Genomic DNA, 12,171 nt, shown 5'->3' on the forward strand with positions numbered 1-12,171 from the left:
AAAACAGGCTTTGACAAGCCAGGGGCACCTCGTTAATATTCGCCCCGTTCACACGATTCCTCTGTAGTTCAGTCGGTAGAACGGCGGACTGTTAATCCGTATGTCACTGGTTCGAGTCCAGTCAGAGGAGCCAGATTTTAGTTTCGGGATATCCTGGTGAGTCCGGAGACGTTTAAAAAACAATAAATTATCTTTACCCGGTTGACCTGAGAAGGTTTACCGGGTTTTTTGACATCCATAGTTTTTAGGGGCTTAATCGGGGCCTCGCGGTTCGCTGAGAAAATGGAGCCCCCACCTATGGAATTAACCGATACCGCTATCCGCAAGATCAAACCCGTATCAGTATGCTGACATATAGATGTGTTCGGTTCAAACGGAGCGATCACACAAGCTTGCCAGGTGATGCCCCTAGTGGGAATCGCGACTGCCTCTTTCATCTGATTTCAGATATTTCCAGTGATCTTGATCCGTTCTTTCCCAAAAGATTGATTTCTTTCATTCGAAACAAGGATGTACAATAAGTAAACCAAAATAGTAACTATAGAGTTTCTAATGGATACAGTAGAAGAACTAAATGGAACATACTTCTATGCAGGAAAATCCAATCTGACTGCTGCCGAACTTCTGTTATGATTTTCTGTGAGAATACCGCAAGCCAGTTTGGGATTGGTGTTGCAGATTTCGGGGCTGTTGTTGCTTTGGCATCAGGTCGTAATAATCTTTGGACAAGGGCGAAACCCGCTGGAGCGACTAAAGGCACATCATACGCGTCCAGGACTGCACGTGCAGTGTTTAAAAAGTCAAAATTTCCCTTTGGAATATCCCTTCCGACATGGTTAGGCGGTTACACCCCGTGGACAGCCAGACGTGTTATGGTTCGTAACATTGCGCCGTTTGTTGGACGTTTCATTCCTTTGATCGGGGAAATTATCCTTGCCGCAGATGTGTCACAAATAACATATCGCACTATACGCGACTACAATACCATTGTTCGGGGCAATGATAAGTTATGGTAGACAATATTGAACAGCAAGTTTACGAGCTTGTACGGCCTTATGCTGGCACATATCTGTTCAACATTAAGCAAGTGGAATTAACACCAGAGATTGACCTTGATACTGATCTGAGCATTGATGAACTTGAAGCCGAAGATCTCATGAATAAATTCTTCGAGAAACTCAATGTCGAGCGAGGTAACTTCAGAATAGAAACCTATTTTCCTAATCACCCTTTTTCATGGCATCCGTTCAAGAAAACGGAACCTGTACCCGTCCCAGATTTCACTATCAGCATGCTGATCGAGTCAGCAAAAGCCGGGAAATGGTTATATGACTAATTGTAATGAACTTAACAAATGGCTGTACCAGTACCCTTCTTTTTGAGCGATGATGGTGGCGCTAAGATAGTTCTCTTTTCTTTTTAAAGGGTTCATGTTTACTGCCGTCGCCCTTACGCTAACCCCTTTAGTTTCCTCCTTTGCTGTCATACTATCGAATGACGTGCCTCACCTGTGAACGCTAAGGAGAATAATATGGAAAATAAAGGCACAAACCTAACGCCCGAGCAGGCGCTGGATCGCCTGGAGGAGCTATACGAGCAGTCGGTTAACGCGCTCCGTGAAGCCATCGCTGACTATGTTGATAACGGTACGCTGCCCGATCCCCACGCCAGGCTTAACGGACTGTTTGTTTATCCTTCGCTGTCTGTAAGCTGGGATGGCGCGACACCGAACCCGCCTAAAACACGCGCTTTTGGACGCTTTACTCATCCCGGCTGTTATACCACTACCGTTACGCGGCCTGCGCTATTTCGCGCTTATCTTCTGGAACAGCTTAACCTCGTTTACCATGATTATGGCGCGCATATTGCGGTAGAGGCCTCGCACCATGAGATCCCGTATCCTTATGTGATCGATGGCTCGGCTCTGACGCTGGATCGTTCTATGAGCGCCGGGCTAACGCGCCATTTTCCTACCACAGAACTGGCGCAGATTGGTGATGAGACGGCAGACGGTCTGTTCCACCCCGGCGAATTCTATCCGCTATCGCACTTCGACGCGCGTCGTGTTGACTTCTCGTTGGCCCGGTTACGGCACTATACCGGTACGCCGGTTGAACATTTTCAGCCCTTCGTTTTGTTTACCAACTACACCCGCTATGTCGATGAGTTTGTGCGCTGGGGATGCAGCCAAATTCTTGATCCTGACAGTCCCTATATCGCGCTTTCCTGTGCCGGCGGAATTTGGATCACGGCAGAAACGGAAGCGCCGGAAGAGGCTATTTCCGATCTGGCCTGGAAGAAGCATCAGATGCCCGCCTGGCACCTGGTAACGGCAGATGGGCAGGGGATTACGCTGGTAAATATCGGTGTCGGCCCTTCAAATGCTAAAACGATTTGCGACCATTTGGCCGTGTTGCGGCCTGACGTCTGGCTTATGATTGGGCACTGTGGAGGGTTACGAGAAAGTCAGGCGATTGGTGATTATGTGCTGGCCCATGCCTACTTACGCGATGATCATGTGCTGGATGCCGTTCTGCCGCCTGATATTCCTATTCCAAGCATTGCGGAAGTACAGCGTGCGCTGTACGACGCTACCAAAGCGGTTAGCGGAATGCCCGGTGAAGAGGTGAAACAGCGACTGCGCACGGGAACGGTCGTCACCACGGATGATCGTAACTGGGAGCTTCGTTATTCCGCATCGGCGCTGCGATTCAACCTTAGCCGCGCGGTCGCGATTGATATGGAGAGCGCGACGATTGCAGCCCAGGGCTATCGCTTCCGCGTGCCTTACGGCACGCTGCTTTGTGTTTCTGACAAACCTTTACACGGTGAAATTAAACTGCCCGGGCAGGCAAACCGGTTTTATGAGGGGGCTATTTCAGAACATTTGCAAATTGGTATTCGTGCTATTGATTTACTACGCGCAGAAGGTGATCGTTTGCACTCACGTAAATTACGCACGTTTAATGAGCCACCGTTTCGCTAACGAAATGAGCTGTCGCCTGCTGCTGGACAGGAGTGGAAGAGGCGTATTTATGTGATATGGAAAGCGGCTGAATGAAGCCTTAGCGGGAGGCGATTCTGCATCCCGCTAAGGCCTTATTGTGCCGCGAGCTTCATCACCATCGCCGGATACCTGTCGCCGATAACCGCGTCTATGCCAGGAAACGCGCCGGAAGGCGAAAACATTGCGCCACACTTCACGCTCCTTGAGCGCCTGACCCACAAGCCCGGATTAACAAGCAGATACCGACCGTGAGAATCGATCAGCTTAAAGGGGTTATCAGAAGGCTTGATACTGAGGATTTTCGCGTCGGACAGGGATATAGGGTGGTCACGCCATTATCGAACTCATAGCGCCACGAGTGGCGCGGAAAGCCTTCATCATCATAGTGGCGCACGTCGGTAAAGCGCACCAGCCGGTGCTCGCCGTTCCATTCAAATCGGTGCTCCCGGCACTGCGCCTTGCCCCAGCGGTCAGCGATGGGATTGCCGAACTCGTCGTACTCATAGTGGTGGTCTGCCCTGTAGCAGCAGGCGGTCGCCTTTGACTTTCGCCTGATGCTCGCCACCTTCGGGCGGCATGTTCATGCCCAGCAGGTTGTCGTCGTCGTCAAAGCTGAACTCCTCGTGCAGGGCGTTCCAGCGCGGGTCTTCCGGCAGGCGGTGTTGGGTCAACATTAATATCTTGCGGTAATCTCTGTGGGTTTGGATTCGAATTTACGTTAGTGCGTGTGACCGGTAAATCCCGCGACGATCTGCAGGCAGCGATGGTGCTGATGCGCGGCGGCAATCTGGGCCAGCCGTTCCAGTTCAAAAACTTCCGCGATTGATTTTTCCCGCCCGCCGCCTTCCCGCATGTGAGAAAGGTGGCCGGGCGGGTAAATCGATTAAGGCGTGGCTTTTTTAGGCTCTGCGGCCTTGTTATACAACGCCTGAATCAGCGTCTGCTGTTCCGCTCCCGGTATGATACCCAATCTGTGAAAAATATTCCCAATCTGATAAAGCTGCTGATTACCGGTGTCGTCCTGGCGGGTAATCGACGCCTGCGTGGTTAATTTTTTCAGCGTAAAGGTAATATGTTCCTGACACTCGGGCGTGTTTTCAGAACAAATATGGCGTAACAGCATCAGGTTTTTATTATCGACCCTATCTGCGTTAATCATCAATTCCCTTGCCTGACTCCACTGTTTTGCATTCATGTAGTGGTCGATCATCGCCTCCTCTTCGAGAGAGGGAACGTGCTGGTGTAACACCCGTTTGGCATTCACCGTGTCGTTGCCATAGCCGTAAAGCTCTGCAAGTCTTTGAAAGGAAAGCGACATATCTTCATCAGGCCAGGCTTTTGCTTGGCTGAGGTAAATCGCCTCGGCGCTGACGGCTAATTTTTGCGCTGCCTCAGGATGACCAATTGCTTTGAGTACTTCACCCATTTCATTTGTTGCATCTTCCCATTCGGCGAACGTCAGGGTTTGCGCCTCGGCGGAGAGGGTTGCGATATGCTTTTCCGCCACAGCATTCTGCTTATGCTGAAAGAGATTCTTCAGCGCTTTGATTTTGTACTCGTAGCAATACCTGTCGTCGTAGCAGGTATATTCCGGCGCGCTCATCAGCAAATCGATACGCTTATTCATCAGCGCAACATCATCAAGCTTGCTTAATAAATCAATCAGCTCCATTTCAATGCGCGGCGAAGGGGCAAAATTGAATATTTTATCGACCTGCGTCACATAGGTTGAAAGCGTCTCCTGATAATTCTGTGTCAGCTCGTTTTTCTTATAAAAAGAGAGCAATCCCGGTAATGAATACTGGAAATAGCTTCCTTTATTGCCGGTTGCTTTGCGCAATCTCGCAGACAACGCCATCGCTTTCTCTTTATTACCCGTGGCGTAATAGATCTCCATCAGGTCGAGATACTCCTGATAACGGTAGGCTTCAGCACTCGGTTGTTGAGCAATAGCCGTATCAAACATTTTCAGCGCGCTATCTGCGTAAACCAACGCCTTTGCGGTGTCACCCTTGGCATGGTACTGCTTCGCAATAATAAGCAGCATTTTTAGCTGAGTATAAGGAACAACAATTTTATCAGCATAATTTTCATTATAAATAGCGGCGGTTTTATCAGGATCTGAGTGCCAGGATTTTAAAACCGTGGCTAAATAAAAATTCCTCGCGTCGGCATTTTTGCTAAGAAGGGCTAAGGCTTTTTCAGGCTGTTTGCGATTAACCCAGCCATCAACGTAGCTCTCGTAGGCGGTAATGCTCGACGGTTTATCGAGACCAATTTTGGACAGGAAAACCATCGCGGCATCCGGGCTATTATTTTCAGCGATCCACGAGGCCTCATGGTTTAGCGAAAACTTCGCATCATTCGATTGTGTGTCCAGCTTTTTCAGTAATGCATCCGCACGGCTCATCGGGCCGTACATAAACAGTTCCCTGTGTAATTCAAACCAGGCTGCCTGCGATTTAAAAGTGGTGTTTTCATTTAAAGGGACGGCATTTTGCAGTTTCTGTTCGACAACTGACCAGACATCAGGCGATTGCTGACTTTGTGCAACGCTCTGATAAGAGTAAAAAACCGTGGCGGCTGTGAGTAATGTGGCGAATTTAAATTTCATAGCAACGTGTATCCTTTCAGTTCCGTTTGAATAGCCTCTTTACAGCAAAGTCATATTTACTTAGTTTGAGGCGTTAATTCCTTTAAGGCTGCCAGTGCAGGTTTGACGCCGCCTTTTACCGCCGCTGTAAGATGAAGTTTGGCTTTGTTGAGGTCTTTCTCAACGCCATCACCATTCCTGTACATGAGTCCAAGGTTATAGTGCGCCTGAGCATTTCCCTGGTCAGCGGATTTTTTAATCCACTTATAGGCTTCCGGCAGGTTTTTCGGCATTCCTTCGCCGATAAGATTTAAATATCCCACTTCTAACTGCGCATCACTTTCGCCAAGCTCTGCCGCTTTGAATAAATAGGAGAGATATTTTTTGCTGTCTTGCGTTACGCCATCACCGTCGTTGTACGCATAGGCCAAAAAGAGAAGCGCGCCGGGATGATTTTGCTCTGCGGACTGAGTTAACCATTTCATCGCCGCATCGTAGTTTGTGCATTCAAACTCATACTTACCTAAATGATATTGCGCAGTGCTGTCACCCTGCTTTGCCTTATTGGTGACGTCAGTCGGCGCATATAGCTCTGAAAGCTCTTCATCGTTGTGGTAACAACGGATGTATTTTATGCCGTCTTCATCATAGGCTTCTTCTGTACCTTCCTTGTCGCCATCGACATAGGGCAGCGCACTTAAGACCTTACCCGTACGATCGTTAAACTCTCTTTTCAGGCCGTTTCTTTCATCATTAGCAAACATAACCTCTTCAACAAGTTTACCGGTACGTTCGCTCCAGCGGCGATCGGCTCCCTGCTTTTTATCGTCTTTATATTCGGTGGTATAGGTGAGTTTGCCCTGTTCATTCCAGTGCTTAGCATCCCCATTTAGCATACCGTTTTTATAGGGATAGACTGATTCGCGGTGACCATTTTCGTACCACTTTTCGGAATCCCCGTCTAACACATCATGTTTATACATTTTGGATGAGGCAGGCTTTCCGTTGCTGAACCATTCTTTGACCGCACCATGTTTACGGCCTTCACTATCAAAAGAGGATTCTTCTTTGGGATGCCCATTTTCATACCAGCTCTGAGCAGAAAGCTGTTTGCCATTTTTATAGGTCGCTTTAGAAAGGAGTTTGCCCTCTTCACTGTATTGTTCGAACGTTCCGTCGTTTTCACCTTGGTTATTTCTGTGGTAAACACCACGAATTTTACCGGTAGAATAATATTCCGTACTGGTGCCGACAATGGTGCCTTTACTGTATGAATATTTCCCCTTTATTTTCCCATCAGGGAAATATTCAAATGCCGGGCCTTCCAGTTTCTGATTTAAATAGCTGTGTTTTTGTTTTAAAACGCCGTTATCATAAAAATGTGGGCATTCGCCATCTTTAATTTTACCTTGGGCAAAGTAACGTTTACTTTCAACGGCTCCGTTTTCATGGTATACGATGTATTCCCCTTCGGGTTGACCATCTTTAAACGTCAGCGTTTCCGCTATTTTGTCTTTTTCATCAAAGTAAGTTTCAGCTTTTCCGTCACGCTTATTTTGCGCATTATAATGATAAATACTTTTGAGATTGCCGCTTTCATAGAAAGATTTAAATACAGAAACACGTTGTCGGTTAGCGAAGTTTTCTTCGTTGGTATAGCCTTCAAAGGCTATCTGTTTACTCTGCATCACCTCCCCTGTTTCTTCTGAGGATTCCAGATACCAGCCGGTGACTTTCCATAATTTTTTCTCTTTGTCATAGGGGAGGGGCATATGGACTACTGTTGTTGCCTGACGTTTAACCGTCGGTTGCAGTTCATCATCCAGCCACAAGTCAGACGATCTTTTCATGTATTCGGCACCGCACAGCGCTTCGGTACATAGCTCGATTCCAGTCAGCATGGGCGTGCCGCCAGCATCGCACTGATCGACCGTCAGGTAAAAATAACGGTCATCGAGAATAGCCGGTCTTAAACTGCGTATTTTATTAATATATTCTTCTGTCGTCAGTCCCATTGATTCTGCGCGCGCAGAAAGGGTATTAGTATTACAGGGTGTTTTATCTTTAAAATAATAACGGTCGGCGAGTAAAAGTTTCAGGTCACTGCTAATGGCGGTTTTATTAAAATCGATATTTTCAATTTGGGCGATGAAATTAACGGGTTTGGATTCTGTACTGGGGGATTGTTTTGCACATATATTCGCGCAATATAATGAAACTATAATTGTTATGAATATTTTCTTCAAGATGTTCTCCTTGTATGAATAATAACTCCCTGAAACTTATTTCATGCTATAGAAACAAAGAGTTAATGTAAAGGATGCGAGGAGCATATTCTGGCAGGAGAGAGTTTTCTTCAGTTACCAGTAAGAATAATTTAAGTATTACGAGCGCGTTGTTTTTAATTTGATAATAACGCGCTGATGATTATTAACGATTATATATCCAATAAACCTCAAGATGCGGGAGTGAGCACCTGAAAGTGATCTTTAATTCGGGATGTCAGTGAGTCCGCTATATCCGGCAGCGTCTGGTTAAAAAAGACAGATATTGCGTCCCTGAACTCTCGCGTACTGCTGAAGTAGCGATTATTCCGGGCATGTTCGTTCATTAATTTCCACATTCGTTCTATCGGATTCAGGTTTGGACTGTAAGGGGGAAGGTAATGCAGCCTGATATTTACCACCTCCGCCCAGTCTTTCACTAACTGTGAACGGTGGTAACCTGCTCCATCCGCTGCTCGCTCTTAGCCAGCTGTCAAATTTGCCCATACACCTGCGCCACATACCGCCCACGCCCGTCCCCATGCCCCAGATCCATTGCACGCTCTGCACCGCTTCCTGTGAACGTAAGCCCATCAGCCTCGCCAGTTCCAGCGCCGCCGCCAGTCCCGGATCTTTCATGCGGGCCGTCTCCAGCACATGATGATAATGTTCCGGCGTGATCGCCTGTCGCGTACCGTTGCGCGATGCACCAGACAAACCCAGCGATTTATTAGTCAGCCACTCATGCTCTGCCACCTGTTTACGCCCGGCCTGTTGCAGAACAGCGCGCAGCGAGGCCATTTCATTTTGCAGCGTGCGTTTGCCGATCCCCTGCGCCAACCTTTCATGAATATAGCTTTCAATGTGGCGCACCTTAATCTGCGCAACCCGCTGGATATGGACGTTCAAAGCCCGTAAGTGGTGATCGAAACGCTGCACGATATGAATGCGATCGTGCACCGTTTTATGGCTACCGCCACAGTGCTTTGCCAGTGCCTTCATTTCACCACCTAACTTGCCCATACACTTCTCCTGTGATTTTGAGAACACAAACAGTCTCCGGCGTATGCTTTTTGGCTGCGCCAGAACGATACCTTTACGCCGGAGTGGCAGTTTGTTGAGGTACAGGGAGTTTCAGACTGTACGCGGTACAGGCTGCCTGCGTGAGCAGGAATTCTCCGGGGCATCATGCCCCCCTCGGTATCGATCTTTTTCTCTTCTTTCTTGCTGACAGCGGCCCCAAAAAGGCGTGTCAGATTCGGGAATGAACGCCGGAACCCCGAAAACAGGGGCATGGCGCGGTGTAGTGGTTGTGCGTCACTTTGTCGCTTTGCGCGACGAAAGTGACGCACCGGTTGAGTGCCGGGCGCGAAAGATCGCGGATTCTGGCGCAGATTGACGGTCACGCGGCAGCAAAGCCGGACGTCTTTGCAGGCCGCAGCCCGTAAAGTAAAAGGCGCTGATGTGGTAACAGGTGCCGGGTGGAATCGCTTCCGTCACGGTGCAGCATTGACCAGAGATCTGGCGCAGGTACCATCGAGATACTCTTTCAGTTCTTTGGTACCGAACGTGTCGATAGCCCGCTGAGCTGCGCCGAGATTAGACGCCAGCTTGTCACCGCCAATGTCTTTATCGGCTTTAACTGCCGCAGTCCAGTCTTCGGTTTGCTTCTGCCATGACTCCGCTTGCTGTTGTTGCACTCCCGCCAGCACTTTCGGATAGACGTCCACCAGCTTCTGCGCCTGCTCTTGCGTCAGGTTCAGTTCACGCGCCACTGGTTCGAACTGCGCCAGCGCGCTGGTATCGAGTTCCTGACCTTCAGGGGCGGTGAACGCGTATTTCTCCGGCGCGCCGGGCGGCGTTTCTTCTTTCGGTGGAGTGGGCTTATTGGGATCGGCGGGTGGATTTTCTGACGGTTTTCCTGTACCCGGATCGGTCTGCGTGCCGCCAGCGGTATCGGTTAATGCCATAGGAGGGGGCTCCATTTACTCAACGAACCGTGAGGCCCGATTAAGCCCCAAAAACTATGGATGTCAAAAAACCCGGCAAACCTTATCAGATCAACCGGGTAAAGATAAATTCTTGTTTTTTAAACGTCTCCGGACTAGCCAGGATGTCCCGAAACTAAAATCTGGCTCCTCTGACTGGACTCGAACCAGTGACATACGGATTAACAGTCCGCCGTTCTACCGACTGAACTACAGAGGAATCGTGTGAACGGGGCGCATAGTAACGATGTGCGATCGGCTTGTCAAAGGGGGAAATAAGGTTGCGCGTTTGTTTGCTGACAAAAACAACAAAGCGTTGAAGTTTTGATCTAATTCCTACTTTGCTCCGGCATGGCGCAACTTTGTCTGTAATTGCACAAGTCAAATGCTGTGACCTTACCGCAATGGCTATGTACCAGCGTCTGATGAAACGTGAAAAACTGGCAGGCACTTGGCAAATAATTCTGAGACATAACGCCGTAGAGATTAAGGGCAGGGAGTAGAATGAACTTTAGACGTGAAATATTTTGTGAAAATGATTGATACAGGCAGTCTGACGCCGGTAGCGGAAATGGCAGATAAATTTCTGGTGCAGGCGAAAAGATTTCCGTCAATATCATAGGCAGAATTATGGTGCATCAGCTTTTGGCGACGACACGGAACGAGCGGGTTTTATCGCGCTTTTCCTGAAGGATTTTTTCATCAGCCTGTTTTTTGCGTTCGGGTCAATCCCCTGATCCAGCAGCCTTTTGACCTCGTCACGGCGTTGTCTGGCATCAGCAAGAGAAACCGCAGGGTAAACCCCAATAGAAAACACCTTCTGTTTGCCATTAAAGCGATAGCCTGACTGCCAGTATTTTGAATCGATAGAGGCCAAACCCGTCAGCGAGCTTGACGGCCTTTTCCGCTGGTCTGGCATTTTTTACTTTAGTATCAGTCAGTGACATGACGGTTCCCTCCGCGTGCTGGTAAAACGCAAATCGAACCAGCTTTACCAGCAAAAGGGTATAGCTTCGAGTGGTTTTTAGTAAACGAGAGTGAACCTGAAGAAGGGGTTAATCAGTTGATATAAATGCAGAAAGCAGACGTCAGTGAACGTCTGCTTCCCTAAATTTGGCTCCTCTGACTGGACTCGAACCAGTGACATACGGATTAACAGTCCGCCGTTCTACCGACTGAACTACAGAGGAATTGTTTCAACGAGGCGCATAATACTGGGCCGGCTATAACGTGTCAACAGTAAAATTAACGCGCCAATTCAATTGGTTAATTAACCCACAAAGTGAGGAATTAATGTTCGGATTCCTCGCCGTAGTCGCCTTCGGCAGCGCTTACCCGTAAGCGCTGAGAAGGATCCTGGCGATAGAACTGGCAAAAACGCTGCCATAGTGCCGGGAAACGTGGAGCAAACAGTTCTGGCGCGCTGAAAAAATACTCTGACAACACGGCAAAACATTCTGCAGGGTCGGTGGCGGCATAGGCATCTATACTGGCAGCGCTTTCGCCAACAAGGTCGATTTCATCCTGAATATTATTCATTGCCGCGTGGAGATCGTGTTCCCAGCCAGCCACATCGCGCAACGGGATGAAAGGGATGCCGCTGGCGCGATCGCCATTACGCATATCCAGTTTGTGCGCGACTTCATGAATAATGAGGTTGAAACCCGAAGCATCGAACGAGTCCTGGATATCCAGCCAGTTCAGAATGATGGGCCCTTGTTGCCAGCTTTGCCCCGACTGTACGACACGCTGGCTGTGCACCAGACCTATGTCATCTTCCCATTCATCATCTACCACAAAGGGCGCGGGATAAATGAGCACTTCATGAAAACCATCAAGCCACTCAATACCGAGCTCCAGGATCGGTAAGCAAAAAATTAACGCAATACGTGCACTTTTTAACGAGTCGAGCTCAAATCCCTGTAGCGCTACCAGTCTTTTCTGCTGCAAAAAACGTTCGGCTAGCGCAATAAGCCGAGCCTGTTCTTGCGCGGTGAGGTTTACCAGAAGAGGTATAGCCAGCGCATTATCCCACGGCCAGTCTTCGTTCTGGGTTATTTCTTGTGCTTTCCAGGGCCACTTAATCATCGTTTTGCTCGTAAACTCGTCACTTGAACAAAATTACCCGAATAGGGTCTGTTAAAATGCCAAATTACCTGGCATCATTGCAATATACGGAGAGATGCCGGAGCGGCTGAACGGACCGGTCTCGAAAACCGGAGTAGGGGCAACTCTACCGGGGGTTCAAATCCCCCTCTCTCCGCCACAATTCAAACACTTAGCTCATCTTCTTTCAGCGATCAGTCTCACACTTAGAAT

Annotated in this window: 8 protein-coding genes, 4 tRNA genes and 6 pseudogenes; 6 read left to right on the top strand and 12 right to left on the bottom strand. The window is 48.6% G+C overall.

Going from position 1 to position 12,171, the window contains the following annotated elements; translation table 11 throughout:
- The first annotated feature begins 57 nt into the window (after positions 1–57).
- The 3 genes and pseudogenes from J4617_RS01210 (at position 58) to J4617_RS01220 (ending at position 1,336) form a co-directional block, all read left to right on the top strand.
- Positions 58–133 (top strand) — tRNA-Asn (locus tag J4617_RS01210).
- Between the two features lie 419 nt (positions 134–552).
- Positions 553–1,016: pseudogene (locus J4617_RS01215) on the top strand (STM2901 family protein).
- The gene (locus J4617_RS01220) at positions 1,010–1,336 is read left to right on the top strand and encodes a DUF1493 family protein (protein ID WP_000228159.1); all 327 of its coding nucleotides are present in this window, start codon (positions 1,010–1,012) and stop codon (positions 1,334–1,336) included. Before J4617_RS01215 ends, J4617_RS01220 begins: the two are co-directional and overlap by 7 nt.
- On the opposite strand, the gene J4617_RS01225 is transcribed toward J4617_RS01220, so the two are convergent.
- Positions 1,325–1,486, bottom strand: coding sequence for a hypothetical protein (locus tag J4617_RS01225; protein WP_031624760.1), 162 nt, complete (start codon positions 1,484–1,486; stop codon positions 1,325–1,327). The genes J4617_RS01220 and J4617_RS01225 overlap by 12 nt on opposite strands.
- A 45-nt stretch (positions 1,487–1,531) precedes the next feature.
- Between J4617_RS01225 and J4617_RS01230 the strand changes: the two genes are divergently transcribed.
- Positions 1,532–2,986 (top strand): AMP nucleosidase, encoded by a 1,455-nt coding sequence (locus tag J4617_RS01230; RefSeq protein WP_000428191.1) that lies wholly within the window; start codon positions 1,532–1,534, stop codon positions 2,984–2,986.
- A gap of 242 nt (positions 2,987–3,228) precedes the next feature.
- On the opposite strand, the pseudogene J4617_RS22870 reads toward J4617_RS01230, so the two are convergent.
- Positions 3,229–3,327 (bottom strand): annotated as a pseudogene (locus tag J4617_RS22870) (DUF4102 domain-containing protein); the annotation flags it as partial.
- A 180-nt stretch (positions 3,328–3,507) separates the two neighbouring features.
- Positions 3,508–3,681, bottom strand: coding sequence for a hypothetical protein (locus J4617_RS01235; RefSeq protein WP_000957535.1), 174 nt, complete (start codon positions 3,679–3,681; stop codon positions 3,508–3,510).
- A 47-nt stretch (positions 3,682–3,728) separates the two neighbouring features.
- On the opposite strand from J4617_RS01235, the pseudogene J4617_RS01240 reads away from it, so the two are divergent.
- Positions 3,729–3,833 (top strand): annotated as a pseudogene (locus J4617_RS01240) (DUF520 family protein); the annotation flags it as partial.
- A gap of 57 nt (positions 3,834–3,890) precedes the next feature.
- Here the strand turns inward: J4617_RS01240 and J4617_RS01245 are convergent.
- The 9 genes and pseudogenes from J4617_RS01245 to mtfA all read right to left on the bottom strand — a co-directional run bounded on the left by J4617_RS01245 (position 3,891) and on the right by mtfA (position 11,940).
- Positions 3,891–5,621, bottom strand: a complete 1,731-nt coding sequence (locus J4617_RS01245; protein WP_017465535.1) for a hypothetical protein — start codon at positions 5,619–5,621, stop codon at positions 3,891–3,893.
- Positions 5,622–5,677: 56 nt separating this feature from the next.
- Positions 5,678–7,372 carry an SEL1-like repeat protein gene (locus tag J4617_RS01250; protein WP_077907191.1) on the bottom strand — a complete coding sequence of 565 codons (1,695 nt, stop codon included), beginning with the start codon at positions 7,370–7,372 and terminating at the stop codon, positions 5,678–5,680.
- 683 nt (positions 7,373–8,055) lie between these two features.
- Positions 8,056–8,334, bottom strand: a pseudogene (locus J4617_RS01255) (transposase); the annotation flags it as partial.
- Between the two features lie 85 nt (positions 8,335–8,419).
- Positions 8,420–8,887: pseudogene (locus tag J4617_RS01260) on the bottom strand (phage integrase N-terminal domain-containing protein); the annotation flags it as partial.
- 473 nt (positions 8,888–9,360) lie between these two features.
- The gene (locus J4617_RS01265) at positions 9,361–9,834 is read right to left on the bottom strand and encodes a peptidase (protein ID WP_017465538.1); all 474 of its coding nucleotides are present in this window, start codon (positions 9,832–9,834) and stop codon (positions 9,361–9,363) included.
- A 162-nt stretch (positions 9,835–9,996) separates the two neighbouring features.
- Positions 9,997–10,072, bottom strand: a tRNA-Asn gene (locus J4617_RS01270).
- 421 nt (positions 10,073–10,493) lie between these two features.
- Positions 10,494–10,799, bottom strand: a pseudogene (locus tag J4617_RS01275) (Arm DNA-binding domain-containing protein); the annotation flags it as partial.
- 167 nt (positions 10,800–10,966) lie between these two features.
- Positions 10,967–11,042, bottom strand: a tRNA-Asn gene (locus tag J4617_RS01280).
- Between the two features lie 100 nt (positions 11,043–11,142).
- Positions 11,143–11,940: a DgsA anti-repressor MtfA gene (gene mtfA / locus J4617_RS01285; RefSeq protein WP_017465540.1), complete on the bottom strand. Its 798-nt coding sequence runs from the start codon at positions 11,938–11,940 to the stop codon at positions 11,143–11,145.
- 88 nt (positions 11,941–12,028) lie between these two features.
- Between mtfA and J4617_RS01290 the strand changes: the two genes are divergently transcribed.
- Positions 12,029–12,118: transfer RNA gene (locus J4617_RS01290), tRNA-Ser, on the top strand.
- Positions 12,119–12,171: the final 53 nt, after the last annotated feature.

Origin of the sequence: Salmonella sp. 32010601201800023SM (genome assembly GCF_017572235.1) — a bacterium.
Lineage (GTDB): Bacteria > Pseudomonadota > Gammaproteobacteria > Enterobacterales > Enterobacteriaceae > Salmonella > Salmonella enterica.